Annotated in this window: 27 protein-coding genes; 11 read left to right on the top strand and 16 right to left on the bottom strand. The window is 56.6% G+C overall.

Going from position 1 to position 26,312, the window contains the following annotated elements:
- The first annotated feature begins 79 nt into the window (after positions 1-79).
- Positions 80-628: a GNAT family N-acetyltransferase gene (locus ABFV38_RS11180; RefSeq protein WP_045910544.1), complete on the top strand. Its 549-nt coding sequence runs from the start codon at positions 80-82 to the stop codon at positions 626-628.
- Here ABFV38_RS11180 and ABFV38_RS11175 read toward each other — a convergent pair.
- The 9 genes from ABFV38_RS11175 to sad form a co-directional block, all read right to left on the bottom strand.
- Positions 616-1,530 (bottom strand): bestrophin family protein, encoded by a 915-nt coding sequence (locus ABFV38_RS11175; RefSeq protein WP_262763778.1) that lies wholly within the window; start codon positions 1,528-1,530, stop codon positions 616-618. The genes ABFV38_RS11180 and ABFV38_RS11175 overlap by 13 nt on opposite strands.
- A 200-nt stretch (positions 1,531-1,730) precedes the next feature.
- Positions 1,731-3,182: a tagaturonate reductase gene (locus ABFV38_RS11170; protein WP_348959399.1), complete on the bottom strand. Its 1,452-nt coding sequence runs from the start codon at positions 3,180-3,182 to the stop codon at positions 1,731-1,733.
- A gap of 117 nt (positions 3,183-3,299) precedes the next feature.
- Positions 3,300-3,827: a GNAT family N-acetyltransferase gene (locus ABFV38_RS11165; protein ID WP_348959398.1), complete on the bottom strand. Its 528-nt coding sequence runs from the start codon at positions 3,825-3,827 to the stop codon at positions 3,300-3,302.
- 82 nt (positions 3,828-3,909) lie between these two features.
- Positions 3,910-4,875, bottom strand: coding sequence for a sensor domain-containing diguanylate cyclase (locus ABFV38_RS11160; RefSeq protein WP_348959397.1), 966 nt, complete (start codon positions 4,873-4,875; stop codon positions 3,910-3,912).
- A 119-nt stretch (positions 4,876-4,994) separates the two neighbouring features.
- Positions 4,995-6,434 carry a GGDEF domain-containing protein gene (locus ABFV38_RS11155; RefSeq protein WP_348959396.1) on the bottom strand — a complete coding sequence of 480 codons (1,440 nt, stop codon included), beginning with the start codon at positions 6,432-6,434 and terminating at the stop codon, positions 4,995-4,997.
- Positions 6,435-6,547: 113 nt separating this feature from the next.
- On the bottom strand, positions 6,548-6,904 hold the full coding sequence (locus ABFV38_RS11150) for a DUF4186 domain-containing protein (RefSeq protein ID WP_069719235.1): 357 nt from the start codon (positions 6,902-6,904) through the stop codon (positions 6,548-6,550).
- Entirely contained in the window at positions 6,904-7,830 is a 927-nt protein-coding gene (gene glsB, locus ABFV38_RS11145; protein WP_045910537.1) for a glutaminase B, read from the bottom strand. Before glsB ends, ABFV38_RS11150 begins: the two co-directional genes overlap by 1 nt.
- A gap of 62 nt (positions 7,831-7,892) precedes the next feature.
- Positions 7,893-9,482 carry a methyl-accepting chemotaxis protein gene (locus ABFV38_RS11140; RefSeq protein WP_348959395.1) on the bottom strand — a complete coding sequence of 530 codons (1,590 nt, stop codon included), beginning with the start codon at positions 9,480-9,482 and terminating at the stop codon, positions 7,893-7,895.
- A 111-nt stretch (positions 9,483-9,593) separates the two neighbouring features.
- On the bottom strand, positions 9,594-10,982 hold the full coding sequence (gene sad, locus ABFV38_RS11135; protein ID WP_348959394.1) for a succinate-semialdehyde dehydrogenase: 1,389 nt from the start codon (positions 10,980-10,982) through the stop codon (positions 9,594-9,596).
- A 98-nt stretch (positions 10,983-11,080) separates the two neighbouring features.
- On the opposite strand from sad, the gene ABFV38_RS11130 reads away from it, so the two are divergent.
- A complete protein-coding gene (locus ABFV38_RS11130; protein ID WP_348959393.1) occupies positions 11,081-11,959 on the top strand; it encodes a LysR substrate-binding domain-containing protein in 879 nt (292 codons plus the stop codon).
- Here ABFV38_RS11130 and ABFV38_RS11125 read toward each other — a convergent pair.
- The 4 genes from ABFV38_RS11125 to ABFV38_RS11110 form a co-directional block, all read right to left on the bottom strand.
- Positions 11,913-12,395, bottom strand: a complete 483-nt coding sequence (locus ABFV38_RS11125; protein ID WP_348959392.1) for a GNAT family N-acetyltransferase — start codon at positions 12,393-12,395, stop codon at positions 11,913-11,915. The two genes, ABFV38_RS11130 and ABFV38_RS11125, sit on opposite strands and share 47 nt — an antisense overlap.
- 80 nt (positions 12,396-12,475) lie before the next feature.
- Positions 12,476-13,237 carry a DeoR/GlpR family DNA-binding transcription regulator gene (locus tag ABFV38_RS11120; RefSeq protein ID WP_023311787.1) on the bottom strand — a complete coding sequence of 254 codons (762 nt, stop codon included), beginning with the start codon at positions 13,235-13,237 and terminating at the stop codon, positions 12,476-12,478.
- 1 nt (position 13,238) lies between these two features.
- Positions 13,239-14,225, bottom strand: a complete 987-nt coding sequence (locus tag ABFV38_RS11115) for a D-threonate 4-phosphate dehydrogenase (RefSeq protein ID WP_032640168.1) — start codon at positions 14,223-14,225, stop codon at positions 13,239-13,241.
- Positions 14,218-15,435: a four-carbon acid sugar kinase family protein gene (locus ABFV38_RS11110; RefSeq protein ID WP_348959391.1), complete on the bottom strand. Its 1,218-nt coding sequence runs from the start codon at positions 15,433-15,435 to the stop codon at positions 14,218-14,220. Before ABFV38_RS11110 ends, ABFV38_RS11115 begins: the two co-directional genes overlap by 8 nt.
- Positions 15,436-15,608: 173 nt before the next feature.
- Between ABFV38_RS11110 and ABFV38_RS11105 the strand changes: the two genes are divergently transcribed.
- The 6 genes from ABFV38_RS11105 to ABFV38_RS11080 all read left to right on the top strand — a co-directional run bounded on the left by ABFV38_RS11105 (position 15,609) and on the right by ABFV38_RS11080 (position 21,453).
- Positions 15,609-16,751, top strand: a complete 1,143-nt coding sequence (locus tag ABFV38_RS11105; RefSeq protein WP_348959390.1) for an iron-containing alcohol dehydrogenase — start codon at positions 15,609-15,611, stop codon at positions 16,749-16,751.
- 17 nt (positions 16,752-16,768) lie between these two features.
- Positions 16,769-17,653: a dihydrodipicolinate synthase family protein gene (locus ABFV38_RS11100; protein ID WP_348959389.1), complete on the top strand. Its 885-nt coding sequence runs from the start codon at positions 16,769-16,771 to the stop codon at positions 17,651-17,653.
- A 76-nt stretch (positions 17,654-17,729) separates the two neighbouring features.
- A complete protein-coding gene (locus ABFV38_RS11095) occupies positions 17,730-19,142 on the top strand; it encodes a sodium:solute symporter family protein (protein WP_032640176.1) in 1,413 nt (470 codons plus the stop codon).
- 1 nt (position 19,143) lies between these two features.
- A complete protein-coding gene (locus tag ABFV38_RS11090; protein ID WP_348959388.1) occupies positions 19,144-20,307 on the top strand; it encodes an exo-alpha-sialidase in 1,164 nt (387 codons plus the stop codon).
- Entirely contained in the window at positions 20,304-20,774 is a 471-nt protein-coding gene (locus tag ABFV38_RS11085; RefSeq protein WP_024908452.1) for a YhcH/YjgK/YiaL family protein, read from the top strand. Before ABFV38_RS11090 ends, ABFV38_RS11085 begins: the two co-directional genes overlap by 4 nt.
- A gap of 1 nt (position 20,775) precedes the next feature.
- Positions 20,776-21,453 (top strand): SDR family oxidoreductase, encoded by a 678-nt coding sequence (locus ABFV38_RS11080; RefSeq protein WP_348959387.1) that lies wholly within the window; start codon positions 20,776-20,778, stop codon positions 21,451-21,453.
- On the opposite strand, the gene ABFV38_RS11075 is transcribed toward ABFV38_RS11080, so the two are convergent.
- Complete coding sequence (locus ABFV38_RS11075; protein WP_348959386.1) at positions 21,450-22,241, bottom strand: PhzF family phenazine biosynthesis protein; 792 nt, start codon at positions 22,239-22,241, stop codon at positions 21,450-21,452. The two genes, ABFV38_RS11080 and ABFV38_RS11075, sit on opposite strands and share 4 nt — an antisense overlap.
- Positions 22,242-22,268: 27 nt before the next feature.
- Positions 22,269-23,057, bottom strand: coding sequence for a PhzF family phenazine biosynthesis protein (locus ABFV38_RS11070; RefSeq protein WP_348959385.1), 789 nt, complete (start codon positions 23,055-23,057; stop codon positions 22,269-22,271).
- Between the two features lie 177 nt (positions 23,058-23,234).
- Here ABFV38_RS11070 and ABFV38_RS11065 point away from each other — a divergent pair, with 177 nt between their 5' ends.
- Positions 23,235-24,431, top strand: coding sequence for a sugar transporter (locus tag ABFV38_RS11065; RefSeq protein ID WP_348959384.1), 1,197 nt, complete (start codon positions 23,235-23,237; stop codon positions 24,429-24,431).
- 93 nt (positions 24,432-24,524) lie between these two features.
- Here the strand turns inward: ABFV38_RS11065 and ABFV38_RS11060 are convergent, their stop codons facing one another.
- Positions 24,525-25,190, bottom strand: a complete 666-nt coding sequence (locus ABFV38_RS11060) for a MarC family NAAT transporter (protein WP_032651801.1) — start codon at positions 25,188-25,190, stop codon at positions 24,525-24,527.
- A 255-nt stretch (positions 25,191-25,445) separates the two neighbouring features.
- On the opposite strand from ABFV38_RS11060, the gene marR reads away from it, so the two are divergent.
- Together marR and marA are read left to right on the top strand one after the other, a co-directional pair.
- A complete protein-coding gene (marR, locus tag ABFV38_RS11055) occupies positions 25,446-25,880 on the top strand; it encodes a multiple antibiotic resistance transcriptional regulator MarR (protein WP_008502236.1) in 435 nt (144 codons plus the stop codon).
- Between the two features lie 21 nt (positions 25,881-25,901).
- Positions 25,902-26,282 carry an MDR efflux pump AcrAB transcriptional activator MarA gene (gene marA, locus ABFV38_RS11050; protein WP_008502237.1) on the top strand — a complete coding sequence of 127 codons (381 nt, stop codon included), beginning with the start codon at positions 25,902-25,904 and terminating at the stop codon, positions 26,280-26,282.
- Positions 26,283-26,312 lie beyond the last annotated feature (30 nt).

Here is a 26,312-nt window from a genome sequence, read left to right as displayed (position 1 = left end):
TTGTCAGCAATCTCAAGCGCCCTTTAGTAAATACCAGAACGCAAACAAAAGCATAACGCCTAAATAGGGAGATCCGCGCATGACAATACCGACGCTCACGACAGAACGTTTACTGCTGAAACCGCTGGTTGCGGAAGATGCCGTCCAGATACAAACGCTGTATCCGCGCTGGGAGATCGTCCGCTATATGGTCTCTTCCGTACCCTGGCCCTATCCGGATAACGGCGCGGAAAACTATGTCAACAACGTGGCGCTGCCGGATATGGCGAAAGGGATTGCCTGGTTCTGGAGCATCCGGCGACGTGAGGTGCCGGATGAATTGATGGGCATTATTTGCCTGTACGACGTCGAGGATAACAACCGCGGGTTCTGGCTCGCACCGGAGTTCCAGGGTCAGGGATATATGCGCGAAGCCAGCATTGCCGCGACGGATTACTGGTTCAACACGCTAAACAAATCCGTTTTGCGGGCCCCGAAGGCCGCTGCTAACAGCCGCTCCCGTCGTATTTCAGACAGTAGCGGCATGCGGCTTATCAGGACGGAGAAGAAAGCCTACGTCAGCGGGATGCTGGACTCCGAGCTGTGGGAGATCACCCGCGACGAGTGGAACGCCCGTCAGGTCAGCTGATAGTGCTTATCCGGCACCAGCCTTTCCGGAATATTCTCCTCGTCGTTCATCTGCAGCAGATCGCGTTCCATCATGTTGCAGATGGCGTCCAGCGGCAGGTCGTTATCTTCTGTGCCAAACGGGTCTTCCAGCTCTTCCGCCAGGGTGTCCAGCGAGATAAAGGTGTATGAAATCAGCGCCGAGACAAAGGGCGTCATGTAGTGCAGATCCACTACCAGCGCAAACGGCAGCATGATGCAGAACAGATAGACCGTACGGTGCAAAATCAGCGTGTAGGCAAACGGTACTGGCGTGGTCGCAATGCGCTCGCAGCCGGACAGGACGATGGACATATCGTTCAGACGGTTATTCAGGCTGTGAAACAGGATGTCTGAGAGTTGCCCGTTACGTCGCCGCACGGCCAGCCACTCCCCCATGATCAGTAAAATACGGTTCGCGGGCGCGCTGGCGTTCATCACCTGACGTAAATCATCCGGAGAAAGATAGCGAGAGAGTTGCTCTGCGTTCAGCTCCCGGCGCAGGGTCATCCGCAGGCAGTTGGCAAAAGCAATCTGCAGTCGCACGAATTCGCCAAGTTGCTTATCGTCAGGCAAGGTGTTTTTTACCTCGCGAAACAGCGAGCGTGCCGCTATCATCAACTGCCCCCAGAGCAGACGAGCCTCAACGTAGCGTGAATAACAGGCGTTGTTTCGGAAACCCAAAAAGATAGCGATCGCCACGCCGAGAATGCTGAATGGCGCCACGGTAAATTTGATGCCCAGCGAGGTATACCACGGCAACATCAGGATAACGGCAATAGAAAGCAGGAAATTGAGCAGCAATCGGGTATAGATCTTAGGCAGTACCGAACCGTGCCAGACAAAAATCAGTTGTAGCCAGTGCTGTTTAGGACGAACGATCATAGTGAGTTTCAGGAAAGAAAAGAGCGAGGCTATTAAACGAGATCCCCGTCACCGTTGCAAGCTTGTTAACGGGACATTGCATTTTCTCCCCTGATTAGCGAAATTCGCACAGTGCTGCATGTGTTTTTTAAAAACAAAGACAATAGTATGTTGTAACTAAATAGATCGTATTCAAACCCGGCCGAAGCCGGGTGAACGCATTAGCAAAGCGGTTTAACCGCAGCGCGCATGCCCTTCAGCAGAATGGCATCCAGGTCCAGCGTGACCTGGTCGACAAGACCGCTTACCTGCGTCAAGTCCTGCTCCCAGTGTTCGCGTGCGCTGAGCACCGACTGTACCAGCTCACGGGTGCTCAACTGCCGATCGCGGTGCTGCGCCCAGAGCTGCTGATAGCATTCCAGCCAGCACGCATCATCCTGCACCGGATAGCTCTCCCCGTTACGCTCCGCGCGGTAGAACGCGATCAACGCGGCTAAGGCAAACGTCAGACGTGCCGGTAATTGCCCCGTTGCCTTCTGCCCTGCCAGCAGCTGCGGCAGGATGCGGGTACGGTATTTGGTCATACCGTTAAGCGCAATGGAAAGCAGCTGGTGTCTGATGTAAGGGTTACGAAAACGCCCAGTCACCGCACTGGCGAAAGATTCCAGCTCGTTACGCGGCAAATCGAGGACCGGAATGATCTCCTCATAAATTGCTTTTTCGACGAACGCGCAGATCTCCGCATCATTCATCGCCTCGCCTACCGTATCCAGCCCGGCCTGGAAGGCGACCGGCACCAGCGCCGTATGCGCCCCGTTCAGAATGGCAACTTTGCGTTCTTTGTAGGGCCTGATGTCGTCGACAATCCGTACATTTAGCGGGTACTTATCCAGTCGAAGTTCGCGGGCAAGGGATGCTGGCCCCTGAATAACAAACAGATAGAAGTGTTCGGCCGTGTCCAGGAACCCATCGTGATAACCCAGCTCAGCTTCAAGCGCAGCCGCTTCGTCACGTGGATACCCCGTCACGATACGGTCAACCAGCGTCGAGCAGAAACTGTTGGCGTCGTTGAGCCACTGAATAAAGGCGGCGGGCAGCGCCCACTCCTGCGCATAGCGCAAGACGAGTTCACGCAGTGCGTCACCGTTGTAGTCAATCAACTCGCAGGGAATGATGATCCAGCCCTTGTCAGCCGCACCGTTGAAGTGGCTAAAGCGCTCAAACAGCAGACGCGTCAGCTTCGCCGGATAGCTCACCGCAGGGGCATCGTCGAACCGGTCACCCTCGTGGTAGCTGATACCCGCTTCGGTGGTATTCGAGAAAACAAAGCGCATATCCGGATTGTGTGCCAGCTTCAGGAACGCATCATACTGGCCGTAGACGTCGATTTCCCGGTTAACGGAGCGGATAAGCCGGCTCGCGCTCACCGCCTCACCCTTCTCATTCAGACCGCGAATGAGCGTGGTATAGAGACCGTCCTGCGTATTCAGTGACGGCGGGAAGTCGCTCTGAATCGGACGGACGATAACCACGCCGGCGTTAAGATCGGTATGTTCGTTTAACAGGTCAATTTGCCAGTCGACAAACGCGCGCAGGAAGTTGCCTTCACCAAACTGAATGATGCGTTCGGGATACAGAGCACCGGGAAAATCGCGACGGTTGAGCGTGTTCACAAGAGGTTCCTTTTATGATTAGTCATACAGCCTGATAAGATTGGTACGATAACTTATCAAAACTTAACGACCAGAAACCCTGTTTTGATCAATACGTCGCGTAGTTGTGCAGAAAAATTATAAAAACTTATAAAACACGGACGTGGATGTCATGGCACCGTCCGGCATCAGGGCATAGCGCGGGATCTCACCAACCTTTTGCCAGCCAGCACGCTGGTAGAAGGTCTCGGCCCCGCTGCCGGTGGAGGTATCGAGCACCAGCACCGAAATCTCTCTGGCTCTGGCCTCAGCTTCCAGCGCTTCCATCAATGCCATCGCGGCCCCTTTCCGGCGCGCTTTCTCGTGGACCAGCAGCTTCGCCACATCGGCGCGATGCGGCTGGTTTTCCGGCTGGTCTGTGATCAGCTGCACCGTTCCGATGACGCCGTCCTGCGCATCGACGCAGGCAAGCACCAGTCGCTCGCCACGCGCGACGCTTTCGGCAATACCGCGCCAGAAATTACGGGCCTTATCCAGGCCATAAGGAAGCATAAAGCTGACGGATGCCCCGCCGTTTACGCAGTTTTCGAGGATCCCGGCCAGCGCATCAAGATGGGTGAGGATCTCTTCCCGGGTGAGATTTTTGATTTGCAGTGAGGTATTCATTGTTTTTCCTTACGTTGAATACACTCACTTTGTATTTAACAACTTATTAACGCAAGCGGATCGGACATAGGCTTTTGTTATGTCACCGGGCGCGCTGGCGCTGCTGTTTCATGGCGTACATCTTTTCATCGGCATCTTTTAACCACTGCTGCAGGTCATTGCCGTTATGATCGAATTCGCTAAGCCCCCATGAGAAATGAAGCGACCAGGGATGCAGCTTGCGGGCGTTATAGTGTTCCACCTGCTCAGCGAGATACTGCATGGCAATCCAGGCCCCCTGCTCATCCGTATCCGCAAACAGCACGGCGAACTCGTCCCCGCCAAAACGCACCAGCAGATCCGCTTCACGGAAAGAAGCACGCATCAGTTGCGCCATGGCTTTCAGCGCCTTATCGCCCTCTTCATGCCCGTATTGATCGTTGATTTCCTTAAAGCGATCCAGATCCAGCCAGCCGAGCGTGAGCGGCTCAGCCCGGCGTCGGGCAACGGAAAGCGTGAACCGCACCAGCTGATTAAAGCCCCGGCGGTTGAATAAACCCGTTAATTCATCCGTTGTCGCCGCGCTGATAGCGGCAAACTCATCTTCAGCCAGCGCGCCAAGATCCCCCAGCACGGCGAGATCGGCCGCTGAAAACTCCCTGGGCGCGTAGTCAATCAGGCAGAGCGAGCCCACGCTCGCGCCGTCACGCAGGCGCAGCGGGAAGCCCGCGTAAAAACGCACGCGAGGTTCACCGGCCACCAGCGGATTATCCGCAAAACGATCGTCCTGCAGCATGTCTCCCACCACCAGCGGTGCTTCGGTGAGGATCGTATGGCCACAAAACGAAATGTTACGCGGTACGGAATTGGGTGCCTGCCCGTCGGCCGACTTCACAATAAGTGAATGCTCATCAATCAGATTGACCATCGCCAGCGGCACCTGGAAGAAGCGCTTTGCCAGACGTGTTAGCCGGTCAAACGCCGGGGAGCTGTCGATCTCAAGCAAACCGGATTCGCGCAGCGAGTTCAGTCTGTCTGTTTCATTTTCAGGGGTTGCAGGTGCTTTCATAATGTCTCCTGACGTAAAGCGTTACTAAAAGCGTAGCTTAAACAGAGACATTGTCAGTGTTCGAACATCCTGTTAAGCCGCTTGCTATTCACGTCAATGCCTTATGACGATTAACGCAGCTATATTTCACTCCCGGAGGTCGCGGCAACCTGCTCGTCCGACATCCGGGCACTGGTACGATTTCGACCCGCTTTTTTTGAACGATAAAGATGATCGTCCGCTTCGGCCATCAACGTGTTAAAGACCTCGGTCAACTGCCATGACTCAGACTTTCCGCTTCCGAGGCCAATACTGACCGTCAGATAGAGCGTCTGGTGGCGCCACGTAAAAGGGTGGCTGGCGACGGTGGTTCTGATACGCTCCGCCAGTTCATAACCGTTTTGCGCATTACCAGAGTTTACCACCACCGCGAACTCTTCCCCGCCCATTCGCGCAACCATGCCGTCTTCGCCGACAACCTGTTGAACCTGTCTGGCAAATGACGTCAGCACGCGGTCACCACACTCGTGGCCATAGTTATCATTAATGCTTTTGAAGTAATCGATATCCAGCAGCATGACGGTCAGAAAACGCGAGTGCCGGTGCGTCTCTTCGTGTTTTAACGCCTCATAAAGCCCGGAACGCGAGTAAACATGCGTTAAGAAGTCATAATCCGCCCGCAGGGAAACCTGACGGATCAGGGAATTAATGGCAGCCATGCTGACGGAAACCATCACCGGACAGATCGCCATCGTGGCAATACCCAGCCGGGCAGAAAACATCATTGGGGTGGTAAACGGCGTCGCCACGGCAATATTAATCACCGAATTGGCGACCAGAATAATTTCTATGGCGCCCGTGACAAACGTCAGCAAGCAGGTCACAGGCAATGGGTAGCGTACCGCACACCAGATAAGCGCAGGCAGAGGAAAAGAGAGGCTCCCCGCTCCGCCGATCACCACCGACGCGACCACCGAGACAATCAGCGCAATAACCGGTAACAGTTGCTCAAGACGCAACCTGAATTCGCGCACGGGCATGCCCAGCGTGAGCATACACGGCACAACAAGCACGCCGGTTGAGAACTGCTCGCTAAACCAGTCGGCAAACAACGGCCAGAAGGTGTGACTGTCAATCCCGACCGAACCTACCGCGCCGAGCAACGCGCATAGCAGCGCGGCAATGAGACAGTAGTTGAACAGGCGTAATGCGTTAAGCGGATCGGGGGTTTTCTTCATCAACCGCCTGTCACGCTGAACCAGCACGGCCACAACGACGATAAAGACCATGTTAGACAGATTGATCACCACGGAGGCCATCCCCCAGCTGGTCGTGACCGCGTCGTACAACAGCATCGCGACATAGGATACCGCATAGTAATGCAGGCGATTCAGGAAAACATAACGGGCAAAGATCCCTGCCATCACGCCATTGAGTGGCCAGAACAGCGACAAGGCCTCCACGAGACGTAATTCCGCGCCCACAAAATAGAACAAGGTGGTGAGGATAAAGATCGTCGATGCATTTCGCAGCGGCGTGTCAGGCTGGAACGGTCTGAAAGCGGTAAGAGCAGAACGCATTAGATATCATTCCATATGAAAGCTTATGGCAATTATTGCGGTCGTCAGCACGATCGGAGCTCACTTAAGATGCATCTATAACACAAATACAGCGGGATCATAACTTGTCAAATTTAGGCGTTCATCTGCAGTACCAGCCAGTGGTGAATGACGCTGACGATATACTGCTGCTGCTGCGCGGTGAGCTGAACACCGGGTGGAATATTATGCCATTTTGCCAGGCAGCCCCGACAACAGGTGGCGGTAGCATGCTGGGCGATAAACACCGGGTGACCGCGCATGGGCGTCTGTTTCCCGTCGTTTGCAGGTTGTGCAGGGGCAAGACGCTTTTCAACAAAATCCGCGGCATGCTGGTCAATGGTATCCGGGCCTTTGTCCCAGCAGTACTGCCGTTCCTTATCGCCTAAGCGAAAGCGCGAGCGAAACGTCGATCGCGCCAGACGGGAAAAAAGAGGATCCAGGTCAGACATCAGTAGACTGAACGTCCCATACGCTGGGTCAGTTTCTCCAGAACCGCCACACCGGCAAGCGAATTTCCGGTTTCATCCAGCTCCGGGCTCCAGACCGCAATCGCCATTTCATGCGGCACAATAGCCACGACTCCGCCACCGACGCCCGATTTAGCCGGGAGACCAACGCGCCAGGCAAACTCGCCGGCGTTTTGATACATCCCGCTGGTCGCCATCAGCGCGTTAACCTGGCGAGCCTGCAGAGGTGAAACCACCTCCTGATCGAGATGCGGCGCGTGCCCCTGATGCGCCAGGAACAGGAACGTCTGAGCCAGCTCAACGCAGCTCATCTTCAGGGCGCAGTAATGAAAGTAGTTTTGCAGGACGGTCGCCACGTCGTTATGGAAATTGCCGAAGGATTTCATCAGCCACGCGATGGCCGCGTTACGGGCGGAGTGTTCAAATTCCGAGCGGGCCACCACCGGATCGTAGGCAATGTCGTCGACGCCCGAAAGCTGGCGCACGATCTCCAGCATACGCTGACGCGGCGCGCTGAGGCGGCTTTGCAGCATATCGCAGACCACCAGCGCCCCGGCGTTGATAAAGGGATTTCGCGGTTTACCCTGTTCTATCTCGAGCTGAAGCAGCGAGTTAAAAGGCTGTCCGGACGGATCTTTGCCCACCCGCTGCCAGATCTCGTCTTCTTCATACTGCCGCATCGCCGCAACCAGACTGAGCACTTTCGAAATGGACTGAATGGAAAAACGTTCTGTTGCATCCCCTGCCTGATATCGCTGTCCGTCGATGGTACAGATAGCAATGCCCAGCTTATTCCCGCTGACCGAGGCAAGGGCCGGAATATAGTCGGCAACCTTCCCCTTTCCAATTAACGGACGAACCTGCGCCAGAATCTCGTCCAACATCTCATTATGGATGACCGCAGCCACACTTTGCTCCTTGCCCTCAGGCTAAAACGGGCTGCGAGTATAACAGAGGCTTATGTATTGCGTCAGGCACTAAGACGAAAACGCGAAACGGCCTGCAATAAAAGATCGGATTGCTTTTGCAGACGTTCAGAAGCATCCGAGGCGTCAGAGACCAGTAAATCCGTCTGACGGGAGACCTGGTTCAGCGACTGAAGCTGACGCGTCATCTGGTGAATACTGTCTCCCTGGCTGAGCGTGGCGGTGGAGATCTCATTAAGCAAACTGCTTAAATTGCCCACCAGACCGGTGACCTGCTGCAGATTCTCTTCCATCAGGGTGACGGCACGAGAACCGTCTTCAATCCCCTGCACCGAGCGGTTGATAAGCTCCTGAATGGTCTGCGTCGAGTGGCTGCTCTTTCTGGCCAGCAGCCCAACCTCCCGGGCAACGACGGCAAATCCGCGCCCCTGATTTCCGGCATGGGCCGCCTCAATAGCGGCATTCAGCGCCAGGATGTTCGTCTGAAACGCCACGCTGTCGATCATCGCCACGATCCCGCGCATCTCGGACGATCGGTCGACGATCGCCTGCATCGACGCGTTTACGGTCGACATCATCTGGTCTCCCCCCACGGCTGCCTGGCGCGCTTCATCGGCCCGGGCGCTGGCGAGTCTGGCATACCCGGTGTTGCCTTCAACGTGGCTTTCCAGCGCCGCGATATGCGCCGTCACATCCTCAAGCTCTTTCGCCTGACGTGCCGACTGCTGATACAGCTTCTGGTTACCCTGTGCCAGGGCATCAATGTTCTCCACCATGGTCGCCGTGGCATGGCTGACCTGCGTCACCAGCTGCTGCAGGCCAAGCTGCATCGTGGCAATACTGTCGCTAAGCTGCCCAATCTCGCGATTGAAGCGCATAACGTTCGGCGGCGTGCCGGAGAGATCCCCTGCTGCCAGCCGGTTGATATGCGCGATGAGCCGACGCAGCGGTGTAATCACCCATCGGGACATACCGAACCAGACGACAGCGGCGATGGCGACTAACAGCACCGGGGCAAACAGGAATAACGTTTGCAGGTCGGAGAGCTGCGCCATGAGGCTCTGACGCCCCTGCATCGCCTGCTTCTCGCTTGCCTGCTGATAGCGCGCATAGTTGTCGTTAAAATCCGTCTGAAACGCCTGCGCCGGAACGGCAAAAAAAGCGTCGATGGTGTTGGTTTTGACCAGACCTTCCGCCTGCTCTTTGATCGCACCGTAGAAAAGTTGATAGCTATTCACCAGCGCGTCGTCTTTCGGTGGATTCAGCGCCAGCCAGGCCTTCCATGCCTGCTGCGAAACCGTCAGCGCCTTTTGCGCGTCATCCATCAGGCTATGCCAGCTTCCGTCGGAGCCGGTCTCTTTATCCTGCATAAACCAGACACCGGAGCGGTTAAGGAGATCGCTTGCGGCCAGCAGAGAGACGCGAGCCAAATCCAGCTTGCTCTGCTGCTGCCAGGCCAACAGGTTGTGCTGCTCGTTGCGCTGGGCTTCGTTCAGGGAGGCATTAAGCAGGAGTGACGAGGAGAGCTGCAGCGCGGAGAAAAGGCCAATGATGCAAAAGATGCCCGTCAGCAGGCCAAAGTGACGGGGGGTGAGACGCTGCGCAATACGGCGGAAAATTTGCGTTAGGTTCATAATTAGCTTCATTTACAAGGCGTTAGACGCGAGCGAGTCTACGAAATGAAAATGACAGAACCATTGCAGAATAGTGACAACGGCCCTCGTGAAGAGGGCCGAAATTCAAGATTACACGCGATCCTTCCACACCGTCTGCGCATTACAGAACTCGTGCAAGCCAAAGTGGGAGAGCTCGCGGCCAAAGCCGCTTTTCTTCACGCCGCCAAAGGCTACGCGCGCATCGCTGGCGCTAAAGCCGTTGATAAACACCCCACCGCACTCCAGCTCGCGGGAGAAGGTCTCTGCCAGCGCATCACTGGCGGTAAAGACCGTGGCTGACAGACCAAAATCGCTGTCGTTGGCCAGCATCAGGGCGTGCTCCGCGTCTTTCGCGACCGTAATGGCCGCGACCGGCCCAAACAGCTCCTGACGGAACGCCGTCATCGACGGGGTGACATTCGCCAGCACGGTTGGCGCATAATAATTCCCCTCGCCGCTGATTTTCTCACCGCCCAGCAGCAGCGTTGCCCCTTCTGCCAGCGTCGCCTGTACCTGCTGATGCAGTTCATCGCGCAGATCGAAACGCGCCATCGGGCCCAGGTAGTTTTCTTCCTGGTCCGGCGCACCCAGCTTCAGGGCCGCAACCGCATCGACAAAGCGTTGGGTAAAGGTGTCTGCAATACCTTCTTCCACAATGAAGCGTTTGGCCGCCGCGCACACCTGTCCGGTATTCTGGTAGCGGCCTGCTACCGCCGCCTTCACGGCAAGATCCAGGTCGGCATCGTTGAGAACAATGAACGGGTCTGAGCCGCCCAGTTCAAGAACGCATTTCTTCAGCGCGGCCCCCGCCTGAGCACCAATGGCTGCCCCGGCACGCACGCTGCCGGTGACGGTCACCGCCGCAATACGACGATCGTTAATCGCCTGGCTGACGCCGTCGTTGGTGGCATTCACCCAGCCGAACACGCCGTCAGGGAAACCCGCATCCGCAAAAATCTGCGCGATAAGATCCGCCGAGCCGAGCACGTTGGGCGCGTGTTTGAGCAGATAGCTGTTCCCTGCCAGCAGAATCGGCACCGCGCCGCGCAGCACCTGCCAGAGCGGGAAGTTCCACGGCATTACCGCGAGGATCGGCCCCAGCGGACGGTATTCAATAACCGCGTTCTGGTTTTCCACCTGAGTGGGTTCCGCACGCAGCATCGCCGGGCCGTGCTCGGCGTACCAGTCGCACAGGCCGGCGGATTTCGCCACTTCGGCCCGCGCCTGCTGAATGGGTTTGCCCATTTCACGGGAGATCGTCTGCGCCATCTCTTCAGCGCGATGACGCAGCGCGGCACCAAGATCGCGCAGCTTTTGCGCCCGGTGGGAGGCGCTTTCGCGACGCCACTGGCGATAGCCCGCGTCGGACTGAGAAATCGCGCGTTCAACCTGTTCCGGCGTCGCCCACGGATACGCGGCGAGGGTTTCACCCGTGGCCGGGTTGACAGAGAAGGCATGTGTTGCAGAGGAATAAGTCATGGTGTTCTCCACGTTTTTCGGTTGATTAATTGTGGCCCACTCTGCTATTTCTTAAAAATGAATAATACTAACCACCTTATTCACGAAACGAGAACATTATGGATTTAACCCAGCTTGAGATGTTTAACGCCGTCGCGCTGACGGGCAGTATCACCCAGGCGGCGCAAAAGGTGCACCGCGTGCCGTCTAACCTGACGACCCGCATTCGCCAACTGGAAGCCGATCTGGGCGTTGAGCTGTTTATTCGTGAGAACCAGCGTTTGCGTTTATCCCCGGCTGGCCATAACTTCCTGCGCTACAGCAAGCAGATCCTCGCGCTGGTGGATGAAGCGCGCATGGTTGTCGCGGGGGATGAGCCGCAGGGCTTATTTGCCCTCGGCGCGCTGGAAAGTACCGCCGCCGTGCGCATTCCTGAAACGCTGGCACAGTTTAATCAGCGCTATCCGCGCATTCAGTTTGCCCTTTCGACCGGGCCATCCGGGACGATGATTGATGGCGTACTGGAGGGAACCCTGAGCGCCGCCTTCGTCGACGGGCCGCTGTCGCACCCGGAGCTGGAAGGAATGCCGGTCTACCGGGAAGAGATGATGCTGGTCGCGCCTGCCGGGCAGACGGAAATCTCGCGCGCCGCGCAGGTCAGCGGCAGCGACGTGTATGCCTTTCGCGCCAACTGCTCGTATCGCCGACACCTGGAGAGCTGGTTTCACGCTGACCGCGCCGCGCCCGGCCGCATTCATGAGATGGAGTCCTATCACGGCATGCTCGCCTGCGTGATTGCGGGCGCGGGCATCGCGCTGATGCCGCGCTCGATGCTGGAGAGTATGCCTGGGCATCATCAGGTGGAAGCCTGGCCGCTGGCAGAAAACTGGCGCTGGCTCACCACCTGGCTGGTGTGGCGACGCGGGGCGATGACCCGCCAGCTGGAGGCCTTTATAGCGCTGCTAAACGAACGTCTTCAACCAGCGCCTTCTCCATAAACAGGCTGAGCGGGTCGTCAACGTACGGAGCAAACGCCGGACGCAAATCGTATCCGCACTGTTCATAAAGACGCACCGCGGCATGCTGCCTGATGCCCGTCTCCAGCCGTACCGTATGGCAATGACGGCTCAGAGCTTCATCTTCCAGGGCGGCCAGCAGCGTCTCTCCCAGATGCTGGCCACGATGGGCCGGGTCAATATAGACCCGCTTCATCTCGCCCGTACCGTCGCCGTTGAGCACGATAGCGCCACAGCCAACGGCCTGAAGCTGCTGGTCGCGAATGATCATCAGGATCAGCGAGGCTTCCGGCAGCGCAGCCAGATCGAGCAGATGATTACTTTCAGCGGGATAGAGTTCGCTCTGATAGCGGTCAAGCGCCGCGATCAGGCTAAGAATGTCCGGGTGACGTGCAGATTCAGAGGTAATGGAATACATGGCAGGCTCCTTGCTTTTTTATGAGGCTAAATTTCAACATAGCGCAGGCCTGCCAGGGTGCTTCATAGTATTAACTTATGTCATGACGCCAGCGTCAACTGGACATCTAACGCCCTCAACCCGGCCTGTGTCGCTTCGTCCAGCCTGCTGTCCGTGACGATATCCGTCAGGGTATTAAGATGCGCCACGTTAAACAACGACCAGGCTCCGTACTTGGAACTGTCCGCCAGCAGCACGCGACGTTTAGCATTGGCAATCAGATCCCGCTTTAAGGCAGCCTTCTCTTCCGTTGGTGAGGTAATGCCGCGGGTGATATCCCATCCGTTACAGCTAACGAAAGCCACGTCTGGCCACACGTTCTGCAGCAAGCGACGCCCGTGCTCACCGATGCAGGACTGACTTGAATCATCAATACGCCCGCCAATTATCGTCACTTCAATCTGACGGAATTCCGAGAGAAACAGCGCGATGTGCAAGTCGCTGGTGATGACGCGAAGTGGCAGATGCGTAAGTTGGCGAGCGAGTTCAATCATCGTGGTGCCAGCATCGAGCACAATGGCGTCGCCCGCTTTAACAAAGCTTGCCGCCGCGCTGGCGATGGCATGTTTTTCTGCCAGACTGCGCTGCATTTTTTCATGCGTTGTGGGCTGGGAAGGAATAAACCGGTTAAGGGTAACGCCGCCATGGGTGCGGCTAATGACACCTTCCTGATCGAGCTTTATCAAATCCCTGCGGATCGTCGCCGGAGAGGCATCGGTAATTGCCACCAGCTGATCCACCGTCACCAGATTGTGCCCTTTCAGGTAATCCATTATCTGCTCTAACCGGTTATATCCCTTCATATCATTCCCGTGTAATTTGCATAGCCAACTGGATAGACACCGTCATGCTCTCAGACTTCGCTTTGCCGGTCCAGGCAATATCGAATGCGGTACCGTGGTCCGCAGAGGTACGGATAAACGGCAAGCCGGCGGTGATATTCACCCCGTCATAAAAGCCGAGTAATTTTAGCGGAATATGCCCCTGATCGTGATACATCGCAACGACCATGTCATACATTCCTTCGTGGCATTGCATAAATACCGTATCCGGTGGACACGGTCCGGTGACGTTTAACCCCTGCGCTTTCATCGCGTCGATAGCCGGGCCGACAATCTTGATCTCTTCATCGCCAAACAGGCCGTTTTCACCCGCATGCGGGTTAACGCCGGCAACCGCAATGCGCGGTTGTTGAAAGCCGACGCGTTTCAGGAATCTATCCGCAATCCCAATCACGGTTTTTACCCGATCCTGATTGAGCGTATCAAGGAATTTGCGCAACGCAATGTGGGTCGTGATGTGAATCACCTTCAGTTTGTCCGTATACAGCACCATGGCGTAATCTTTGCTGTCGGTCAGATGCGCCAGCAGCTCGGTATGACCCGGATAGAGATGCCCGGCCAGGTGCAGCGCCTCTTTATTCAGGGGAGCCGTTGCAATCGCCTTCACCTCACCCGCCATCGCCAGTTCGGTAGCACGCTTCACGCAGCGATAAGCCAGATCCCCGGCCTCAGCCTGAACGATACCCGGCTTCAGTGCATCAGGATCGGCCAGAGGTTCATCAAGCACGTTAATCACGCCAGCGGCAAAGCGCGCGCCGCTGACCGTGTCGATAGTGCGGATATCCGCCTGCCCGGTGATTCCTTTCTCAAGCACCCGCTGCAGCGTTCTGGCGCAGCCCACAACCACCACAGGCGCCCCTGACAACTCACCCTCGGTGAGGGATTTGATGATGATTTCCGGGCCAATGCCAGCCGGGTCACCCATGGTTACAGCAATAATTTTAGTCACTCAGTCTCTCCTCGATAAAATGCAACACCTCAAGCAGCGTCTCTTCGTTTCCGAAGCCCCCTGCTTTGGTCATTACCGGCTGCTGCCAGCCACAACCCAGAAATTTTCCGACTGGCACGCACTGTGCGACGCACCCGGTAATCTCAAACCCCCGAGCATCCAGTGCCCTCGCGACAGCCATCGCCACGTCGCCACCGGAGACGTACAGCGCGTCAGGCGTCTGCGCCGCCAGCACCTGTCGGGTCAGTTCGCCTAAAAACGTACAAATTTTTTCGCCCAGGCCTGCGCGGGTGACGCGATACTGCTGGCAGAGTTGCTCGACCTGATGCCGAGCCTCGTGGCCCGCACAGGTATGCACAATGCAGTGATGGCCAGACTGAAGTACCTGCGCAATCTGTTCGAGATACCCGGACGTGTCTCCGCGCAGCGCGTCATTCACATCAATGAGTACCGACGAGACGTCCGCCTGGCTTACCGCCAGTGCAATCTGTCGTTGCGCGATCTCACTCATCGAGCCGACGACGGCCAGCAGTTGTTTACGCCGAACCGGGGCCAGATGACGGGCCAGCGCATCGCATAGTCCGGCAGAGCCCACCAGCAGCGGCCTCTGTGAGCAGGCCAACGCGGCATCGATAATGGCGTCCATCTCCTCATCGGTGTGCGCATCCACGATGAGCCATTCCGTTCCTCGGGCAAGTTCGGCAGTGAGCGTTTTCACGGTCACGCTTTTAGCGCTCACCCCGGTAAACAGGTCAGCAATAGCGGCAGACGGGACAGGCGTTTTGGGATCGCTGGCAAATTCGGTTTCATTCACCGGAACGCCGTTTACCAGACACCTGCCGTACCGCGTGATCCGCCCTGCTGACGGGTATGCCGGCGCCACGATCACCTGCCGCCTGCCGCTTAATGCCTTAAGAACCTGAGATTCGGCTCCTGCATTGCCACGCAACGTGGAATCCATCTTTTTAATGAGCCAGCGGGCATCCACGATTTCAGCCCCGAGTGCGGCCACCCTTTCGGCCGCCTCCAATGCCTTCAGCGCCCGGGAATCGGTGTTAACGATCAGCACATCGCTCGCCTGGGTAAACGGTGTATGAAACGCCACGCTGACTTTTTTGCCGCACAGCGCCAGGCTGACACCGGCATCATTTGCGCCGGTAAAGTCATCGGCGACGACCACGACCTCTCTGTTCACATTGCTCACTTTCATCCCCACTTCGGGTTAGCCTTTCCCGTTAATGATTATATTCAATCATGATTGATTATATGTGAGCAAGATCAAGTTAATCAGTTTGCGAATAAATTATAAATTTAGCCACACGATGACCATGAAGCGTCTTGCTTGAGCGAAATCAATCATGGATACAGAGACAGGAGAAAAGCGTGGTTACGATCAACAGCACCCTGATTAGCGGGGCGAATGCCATCGCCGCCATCAGGCCATTACTTACTGATAAAACGCAGATCCTGCTGGTGACGGACGGCAATATTGCGCGTCTGGAGGCAGCAAAGCAGATCCGCGCGATCCTCGAAGAGGACCAGCGCGGCGTCACAATTATCGACAATGTCCCGCCTGAACCCACCCATCACGACGTGAACCAACTGCTCTCGACGTTAAAGGGAACGTTTGGGCTGGTCGTCGGGCTCGGCGGCGGTAGCGTACTGGATGTAGCCAAACTGCTTTCAGTACTTTGTCACCCGCTTTCTCCAGGGCTAGACAACCTGCTCGCGGGCATAAAACCGGTGGCACGCATCGCGTCACTGCTGATCCCGGCCACTGCAGGAACCGGATCGGAAGCAACGCCGAATGCCATTCTGGCCATACCGGAGCAAAGCACGAAAGTGGGCATCATCTCCCCCGTCCTGCTGCCCGATTATGTAGCCCTGCTGCCGGAGCTGACGACCAGCATGCCCGCACACATTGCCTCATCCACCGGGATTGATGCCCTGTGCCATCTGATTGAGTGTTTCACCTCAACGGTCGCTAATCCGGTTAGCGATAACGCCGCGCTGATGGGCCTGTCTAAGCTGCTCAACAACATTGAAACGGCCTGCGCCGAACCGGGCAATCTGCTGGCGAAACTGGAGATGCTGTGGGCGTCTTACTACGGCGGGGTCGCCATTGCACATGCTGGCACGCACCTGGTTCACGCCCTGTCCTACCCGCTCGGCGGCAAATATCACCTGCCTCACGGGGTAGCCAACGCGATTCTGCTGGCGCCCTGCATGCGCGTGGTTCGTCCCCACTGCGTGACAAAATTTGCGCAAGTCTGGGATTTGGTGCCCGGCGCGGATACGTCGCTGTCAGACGAAGAAAAATCCCACTTGCTGGTGGAGTACTTTGCCGCGCTGGTTCGCAGACTCAACCTGCCGGATAACCTGGAGACACTGGGTGTACCGCGTGAAGATATCGCCTCCCTCAGTGATGCGGCCCTTAACGTTAAGCGGCTCATGAACAATGCACCCTGTCAGGTTAATCACGACGAGGTGCAGGCGATTTACCGGACACTGTTTCCCCAACATTAATAGCCAAGGAGTGTGTAATGCGTAACAACATCAGGGGCGTGCTAACGGCCGTTGTAACCCCCTTTGACATGGAAGGCGCGCTGAACCTGTCGGGCCTGAAACGACAGATCGATCGTCAACTCAGTGCTGGCAACGGCATCTTCTGCGGCGGCACAAACGGCGAGTTCTTCGTGCTTAACGAAGAAGAAAAAATCGCCGTCACCCGCACCTGCGTGGAAACGGTGGTCGGGCGCGCACCGGTCGTGGCGCACATTGGGGAAATTTCGACCCGCGAAACCATCCGTCTGGGGAAACAGATCGCCTCGCTGGGCGTCGATGCCGTTTCCGTTATTACCCCTTACTTCGTTCCGCTGAAACAGTCTGAACTCGTCGCGCACTACACCGCTATCGCCGACGCGCTAGCCGTACCGGTATTTCTGTACAACATTCCAGCGCGTACCGGCAATACCATTGAACCCGCTACCGCACGCGCGCTGGCCGAACATCCCAACATCGTCGGTATTAAAGACAGTGCCGGGAGCTATGAAAGCCTGCGTGGATTCCTTAATGCGGTGAGGGACATGGATGGATTCGACGTGCTCAACGGCCCAGATTCGCTTATCCACCAGGGCTTCGTCGACGGATGTTCGGCCTGCATTTCCGGGCTGGCAAACGTGGCGCCGACGGCCATCAACGCTATCTGGTCACGCTTTAACGCGGGGGATATTGACGGTTCCCGCCTTGCGCAGGAGAGCGTCACCCAACTGCGCACCGATCTGTACAACGTGGCGTTTTCCCCTGCCGCAGTCAAAAAAGCGCTGCAGATCATGGGTGAAGACGTCGGTGAGAGCCGATATGCCGTGGCATTTAGCGAGCAGCAGTGCCAACAGATACGCCGAATAGTGACAACGTCACTTAACTAAACGGCGTTGGTTTCGTCAATAAGAATACCGGGTACCCGAGGTGCCCAGGATTCACTCGCCCTGAAGAGAGGCAAAGATGAATAATTTTACCGCTGAAGATACCCTAATCATTGTGGGCATTGTTATTGCTTACATCCTTTTCACCACCTGGCTGACCTTCCGGATCCGCAGTAAAAATTCCGGCGATTTTATGGAAGGCTCGCGTGCGATGCCGGCGTTTATTGTCGGGATCCTGCTGATGTCCGAGTATATCGGTGCTAAATCCACCATCGGCACCGCACAGGCGGCGTTTGAAGACGGCTTTGCCGCGTCATGGTCGGTCATCGGGGCCGCGATTGGCTTCCCGCTCTTTGGCCTGTTGCTGGTAAAACGCATCTACAACACCGGGAAAATCACTATCTCTGGTGCGATTGCTGAAAAATACGGTAACAGCACCAAAAACATTATCTCTGTCATCATGATCTACGCCCTGCTGCTGGTTAACGTGGGGAATTATGTCAGCGGCGCAGCGGCTATTTCCACCGTACTGAAAGTCAACCTGCCCGTTGCCGCCTTCATTACGGCCATCGTCAGTACCTTCTACTTCGCCTTTGGCGGCATGAAGGGGGTAGCCTGGGTGACCGTACTGCACAGCGCGCTGAAATACTTCGGTATCCTGGCTATCATGGGCTTTGCGCTCTCCAAAACCGGCGGCTTTACGCCAATGATCGAAAACATGCCGGCCTTCTACTGGACCTGGGACGGTAACATCGGTGCGTCGACCATTTTCGCGTGGCTCATCGGCACCATCGGCTCTATCTTCTGTACCCAGTTTGTAATCCAGGCAATCTCCTCCACCAAAGACGTGAAATCGGCCAAACGCTCTACCTGGGTCGCCTTCTTCTTCTGCCTGCCGATTGCGCTGGCCATTGCGGTGATTGGGGTGGCGGCAAAATACCTGCACCCGGAAATTAACAGCCTGTATGCAATGCCGATTTTCCTGCAGGACATGAACCCGTGGCTGGCCGGCCTGGTCACCACCTCTCTGGTGGCGTCTATTTTCGTCAGCGTCAGTACCGTGGCGCTGGCTATCGCCTCTCTGGTGGTAAAAGACTTTTACGTGCCGATGCGCAACCCAACGCCCGATCAGGAGTTTAAGGCCACCCGCTGGATCTCCCTGCTGATTGGTTTCCTGCCGCTGATTTTTGTTCTGCTGGTACCTGAAGTCCTGAAGCTCTCGTTCTTTACCCGCGCCATTCGCCTGTCGATTTCCGTGGTGGCCGTTATTGCGTTTTACGCGCCGTTCTTCCGCAGCACCCGCGGTGCCAATGCGGGCCTGATTGGCGCCTGCGTCGTCACCTCCGTCTGGTATCTGCTGGGCGATCCTTTCGGCATCAACAATATGTACATTGCCTTGCTGACCCCTGCCGTCATCATGGCGATCGACCGCCTCATTCCGGGAAAAGCGCAGGGTAAAGCGCCAACCCCCGCTCAAAATAATGGAGTCTGATATGTCTGTAACCGTAACCCGCGACGGGATTGTTCGACCACAACAGGATGCGCACGTGCAAACCGCCATGCTGCCCTCCTCTTGCCCACAAAACCACGCGGCGAATCTGCTGCCGCTGCCGGATGGCTCGCTGATGTGCGTCTGGTTTGGCGGCACTCAGGAAGGCATTGCCGATATCTCCGTGTGGGGATCACGCCTGGCACCGGGCAGCCAGCAGTGGAGTGATGCGGTAAAACTGTCGGACGATGCCACACGTTCCGAACAGAACCCGGTTCTGTTCCTGGCCCCGGACAACGTCCTGTGGCTGCTGTGGACCGCGCAGATCTCAGGTAATCAGGATACGGCTATCGTTCGCTATCGCCAGTCCCGGGATCTGGGGAAAACCTGGGGGGAGATCGCTACCCTGCTCGATAAACCGGGCACGTTTATCCGCCAGCCGATTGTCGTGGTGGATAACGGTAACTGGCTGCTCCCGGTGTTTTATTGCCGTACCCAACCAGGTGAGAAATGGGTCGGAAACGACGATATCAGCGCGGTAAAAATATCCGGGGACGGCGGCAAAACGTGGCGCGATGTTGAAGTACCGGAAAGCCTCGGCTGCGTACATATGAATATTACCCGCCTGCTCAACGGCACACTGGTCGCCCTGTTCCGCAGCCGCTGGGCAGACAATATCTATTACAGCCAGTCAACGGATAACGGCGAAAGCTGGTCCGCACCGGAGCCCACGGAGCTCCCTAATAATAACTCCTCTATCCAGGTGACCACGCTTGCGGGCGGTGAACTCGCGCTGGTCTTTAACCCCATGAGCGCCGCCGGGGCGCGGGAACGTCGCGCCTCGTTATACGATGAAATTGACGATGGTGATGACCGCAAGGAGCCGGTTGTTACCCACGGTCGGGCGGCCTTCTGGGGCGCACCGCGGGCACCGATGACCGTCGCCATTTCACCGGACGGCGGAAAAAGCTGGCCGTGGCAGCGTCATCTGGACGAGGGGGATGGTTACTGCATGACCAACAACTCTCTGGAAAAGCTGAACCGCGAATTCTCCTATCCCAGCATCAAACAGGGGCCCGATGGCGCGCTTCATATCGCGTACACCTACTTCCGCCAGGCCATCAAATATGTGCGGGTGACCCCGGAATGGGTTAAGGAGTCCATATGATTATCGGTCATCTCAACGCCCTGCCGCTGGCAGGGCTTCCGTCGGCGTTGTACGCCCTGCTATCCCGTCCGGACTGCACGCTGCAGGCGCTCAGCGAACGCGATGACGGGCGCTGGCAGCCGGAAAATGCAACCTGGTTTTGCCAGATTGGTCCGGCGCAGACGCAGCCACGTGCAGATCGGCATACGGAGTACCATCGCCAGTGGGCCGATATTCAGGTTGTCCTGGCAGGAGAAGAACATATTTATGCTGGCGCACGCCCCACTGGCAAGCCGGAGGACGAAGAGCGTAAGCCGGATCTCTTTATTACTTCACCTGCTGAACACAGCGTCAGGATCCGTCTTGCCGCAGGAGACTTTGCGGTCTTTTGTCCTGGAGAACCCCACCAGGCGCTGTGCGCCGCAGAGGCGCCGCTGAGCGTTCGCAAAGCGGTGTTTAAAATTCCCCGAGCGATGCTGGAGGTCTGACATGCGTCACGCCGTCGTCACCGGGGCCAGCTCCGGAATTGGTGAAGCCATCGTCAAGCGTTTACTGGCGGAAGGCTGGCAGGTCACCGGGCTCAGCCGCCGGGCAGTGATGCTGAATGCCCCTGGCTTCACGGGCCTGCGCGTGGATATCAGCGATCCTGCTGCGCTGTGCAGCGCCCTGCAAACCATCGCGACGCCCCAGGCGGTGATCCATGCTGCAGGGATGATGGCCGCTGCGCCCCTGGGCCAGCTCGAAAACGATGTGAGCTCCTCACTGTGGCAACTCCACGTCCGGGCCTGTGAGGCGTTGTTTAACCATTTTGCGCCCACAATGGCCGCAGGTGGACGGTTTGTGGCGATTGGCAGCAGAACCTCTCGCGGTGCAGCAGGACGATCGCAGTACGTTTCCACCAAAGCAGCAATGGTAGGTATGGTCAGAAGCTGGGCGGCGGAGCTGGCCCCGCGCGGGATCACCGCTAACGTGGTCGCGCCAGGGGCTACCCAAACGCCGATGCTCAGCGCACCGGGGAGAGAAACCTCGCCGCCGAAGTATCCGCCAATCGGACGTCTGATCGCCCCAGAGGAGGTGGCGGGACTGGTGAATTTCTTACTTAGCAATGAAGCCGCCGCTATCACCGGTCAGGAGATGGTGATATGCGGCGGCGCCTCACTCGGCTAGCGCAGGAAAACACGCCCTTTAAGATATAGGGTGGCCTGACCGCCGATCAGCACGCGGTCGCCCTTCAATTCGCAGCGCAGATCCCCGCCACGGTGTGACACCTGGCGGGCATTGAGTGACGTTTTACCCAGCTTTTCGCTCCAGTAAGGGATCAGCATGCTGTGGGCAGATCCGGTAACCGGATCTTCGGGCACCCCTTCGCCCGGGCAGAAAAAGCGGCTGACGAAGTCATATTTATCGCCCGGCGCCGTCACGCAGATCATTTTATCCAGCGGACGCATTGCCCCAATATCCGGCGTTAACGCTTCTACCTGCTGCTGGCTCTCCAGCACCACCAGGTAATCACGTCCAACTCGCACCTCTTTTGCCTCTGTGATGCCCAGGCCGCTAAACAACAGCGCAGGTGGGTTCTCGACCACCTCCGTTGACCACGCGGGGAAGTTCAGCGTCAGCCAGTCGCCGCTGCGTTTAACCGTCAGCTCGCCCACGAAGCGCGTGGTGAAGGTGATTTCAGTGTGCGGATAGTCAAGGTATTCGAAAATAACGTGCGAGGCGGCAAGCGTGGCATGGCCGCACAGGTTAATTTCATCCAGCGTGGTAAACCAGCGCAGCTCAAACCCACCGTCGGTACGGACGAAAAAGGCGGTCTCAGACTGGTTATGCTGCTGCGCCATTTTGAGCAGCGTCTCGTCCGGCAGCCACTCTTCCAGAGGACAGACCGCTGCCGCGTTGCCGCCAAAGGTTTTGTCGCTGAAGGCATCCACCAGATAAAAATCAATTTCCTGCATTGTCTCTTCCTCTCTTGTTATGGGTATTTAGCGCAGAAAAACTGTGCCTTTCAGATAAAGTGAAGCCTGTCCGCTCATCAGCACCCGCGAGCCTTTCAGCTCACAGCGCACGTCGCCGCCGCGCGCGGAAACCTGACGGGCAAGCATGGCTGTTTTCCCCAGCTTTTCGCTCCAGTACGGGATCAGCATGGTGTGCGCGGAGCCGGTGACCGGGTCTTCCGGGACGGAAACGCCGGGGGAGAAAAAGCGGCTGACAAAATCGTATTCCCCCTCACCGCGCGCCGTCACGCTCACCTTATGCTCGCCTGGCGTCATCACCGAAAAGTCCGGGGCGAGGGCCTCGACCTGCTGGCGATTTTCCAGAACGATGACCCAGGCGCGCCCTTTCCGGGCTTCAGCGTAGCGGCCAATCCCGAGCGCCGAGAGCATCTCCGGCGGGGGCGTCTCTTCATGGGTTGGGCATGCCGGGAAGTCCAGCGTCATCCAGTCCCCCTCCCGGGTGACCGTCAGGCGGCCAGAGGCGGTATCAAAGTGGATCCGCGCGTCCGGGTAATCCAGCTCGGTAAACAGAACGTGCGCCGCCGCCAGCGTAGCGTGACCGCAGAGATTGACTTCGCTAAGCGTGGTAAACCAGCGTAGCTCAATGCCCCCTTTGCTGCAGACGAAAAACGCCGTTTCCGACTGATTATGCTGCTGCGCCATCTTCAGCAAGATCTCATCGGGTAACCATGCTTTCAGCGGGCACACGGCGGCCGGATTACCGCCAAACGTGGTATCGCTGAACGCATCGACCAGATAAAAATCAATCTCCTGCATTGTCTTACCGCCTGTTTTTATTGTGTTGTTCTTTTATATTCAATGAAAACAGCGTCCCCGGCTACCGCTTTCATAAGGTAAATATTGAGAACTGCGTCACATAATGGTTGAGTTTTCGCCATTCGACGTTTTAAGATCGTCTCCTCTTCTTTTCAGCAACGAATCTCAGACATCCCTATGACAACGAACACAGTTTCCCGCAGGGTCGCGTGGCTACGCGTGGTCACGCTGGCAGTTGCCGCGTTTATTTTTAATACCACAGAATTTGTGCCGGTTGGGCTGTTGTCTGACATCGCTGACAGTTTCCAGATGGAAACGGCGCAGGTGGGCATTATGTTGACCATCTACGCCTGGGTGGTGGCGCTGATGTCTTTGCCGTTTATGCTGCTGACCAGCCAGATGGAGCGGCGCAAGCTGCTGATCGGTCTGTTTGTCTTGTTCATTGCGAGCCACGTGCTGTCGTTTATGGCGTGGAATTTTACGGTGCTGGTCATGAGCCGCATCGGCATCGCCTTTGCCCATGCGGTGTTCTGGTCGATTACCGCGTCGCTGGCGATTCGCCTGGCGCCGGCAGGTAAACGCGCCCAGGCGCTGAGCCTGATTGCTACCGGTACCGCACTGGCGATGGTGCTGGGTCTGCCGATTGGCCGCATCGTGGGGCAATACTTCGGCTGGCGCACGACCTTCTTCGCCATTGGGATGGGCGCGCTGATGACGCTGGTATGCCTGATTAAACTGCTGCCCGCGCTGCCGAGCGAACATTCCGGCTCGCTGAAAAGCCTGCCGCTGCTGATGCGTCGCCCTGCGCTGCTGAGCATCTACCTGCTGACTGTAATCGTCGTGACGGCCCACTATACGGCATACAGCTATATTGAACCGTTTGTACAGGTGGTGGCGGGCTTTAGCGCCAACTTTGCCACCGTCTTACTGCTGATCCTCGGCGGCGCGGGTATTATCGGCAGCGTGCTGTTTGGCAAGCTGGGTAACCGGCACGCCTCCCTGCTGGTGAGCAGCGCCATCGGCCTGCTGCTGGGCTGTCTGCTGTTATTGATGCCCGCCGCGGGCAGTGAAAGCTATCTGGCGATCCTCAGCCTGTTCTGGGGCGTGGCGATCATGATTATTGGCCTGGGTATGCAGGTGAAGGTGCTAGCCCTGGCGCCGGATGCGACGGACGTCGCCATGTCGCTGTTCTCAGGGATTTTCAATCTGGGCATTGGCGCGGGTGCGCTGGTGGGAAATCAGGTCATCCTGCACGTGTCGATGTCGGCCATTGGCTACCTGGGAGCTATTCCGGCCCTGGTGGCGCTGATCTGGTCGGTACTCATCTTCCGCAAGTGGCCGGTGGCGCTGGAGGAACAGGGGCAGCACGGGTGAGGGGTGTTGGTGCCGGGTGGCGGCTTCGCCTTACCCGGCCTACGTTATTACGATTTGTAGGCCGGGTAAGCGCAGCGCCACCCGGCAATGAACTTAATGATAGGTCTTAATAATCTCCAGCACGCCGTTAATAATAAACTGCACGCCCATACAGACCAGTAGGAAACCCATCAGACGGGAAATTGCCTCGATACCGCCCTTACCTACCCAGCGCATAATGGCGCCGGAGCTGCGCAGCGACACCCACACGATAAGACCGATAATCGCAAAAATCAGCGGTGGCGCAACCGTCAGTACCCAGTCCGGGAAGGTTGCGCTGTCACGCACCGTTGACGCGGAGCTGATGATCATCGCGATGGTCCCCGGTCCCGCCGTGCTCGGCATGGCAATCGGCACAAAGGCGATATTCGCACTCGGTTCGGTTTCCAGCTCTTCCGATTTGCTGGTCGCTTCCGGCGACTCATGCGCTTTTTGCGCCGGGAACAGCATGCGGAAACCAATAAAGGCCACAATCAGCCCCCCGGCGATACGCAGACCAGGGATGGAAATCCCGAAGGTATTCATCACCACCTGTCCGGCGTAATAAGCCACCATCATGATGGCAAACACATACACCGAGGCCATCATCGACTGATGGTTGCGCTCTGCGCTGTTCATGTTCCCTGCCAGCCCGAGGAAAAGCGCCACCGTCGTTAACGGGTTAGCCAACGGCAGCAAGACCACCAGCCCAAGGCTGATTGCTTTAATTAAATCCAACATAGTGCGTTGTCGTCCTTATCCATATGTAACACAGCAATTATAGGGGGAAAGTGTGACATTCAGCCATGGGGGCAACGTAACGATTATTTTCCTTCAGAAAAGATAACTGTCAGTTATCTCTATGATTTGAAAGACCTCAAAAAAAGTTCATGAAACGTTTTAGCAATTCGTGGCATCGGCTGATTCATTCAGTTGACTTATACTTGCCTGAGCAATAATATCTGCCGTGACTAACTACTTGCCAGGGCAACCATTGTGAAAAGCACCAGTGATATCTTTAACGACGTTGTTCCGCTGGGTCGTCTTATTCATATGGTAAATCAGAAAAAAGATCGCCTGCTCAATGACTACCTGTCACCGCTGGATATCACCGCAACACAGTTCAAAGTGCTGTGTTCCATTCGCTGCGAAGTGTGTATCACGCCGGTTGAGCTGAAAAAGGTGCTCTCTGTCGATCTGGGTGCGTTAACCCGCATGCTCGATCGTCTCGTCTGCAAAGGATGGATAGAACGAAGCCCTAACCCGAATGACAAACGCGGCGTACTGGTGAAGCTAACCAGCGATGGCGCGGCCATGTGCGAGCAATGTCATCAATTAGTAGGACAGACACTGCATCAGGAACTAACAAAAAACTTAACGGCAGATGAAGTGGCAACCCTTGAGCTTCTGCTGAAGAAAATCCTGCCGTAAACAGAAAAAAGAGGTATGACGATGTCCAGACGCAATACTGACGCTATCACCATTCATAGCATTTTGGACTGGATCGAGGATAACCTGGAATCGCCGCTCTCCCTTGAAAAAGTGTCAGAGCGTTCGGGTTACTCCAAATGGCACCTGCAACGGATGTTCAAAAAAGAGACCGGTCATTCATTAGGTCAATATATTCGCAGCCGCAAGCTGACGGAAATTGCCCAGAAACTGAAAGAAAGCAATGAGCCGATCCTTTATCTGGCGGAGCGTTACGGATTTGAATCGCAGCAAACCCTGACGCGTACGTTCAAGAACTATTTTGACGTGCCGCCTCATAAGTACCGAATCACCAGCGTGCCGGGCGAATCCCGATACCTGTATCCGTTAAAACACTGTAGTTAATCATCGCCTGTAACAGACGTAACCGAGGAA

Source organism: Enterobacter cloacae complex sp. Mu1197, assembly GCF_040059225.1.
Lineage (GTDB): Bacteria > Pseudomonadota > Gammaproteobacteria > Enterobacterales > Enterobacteriaceae > Enterobacter > Enterobacter quasiroggenkampii.
This window is presented reverse-complemented; position numbering and strand designations above follow the sequence as displayed.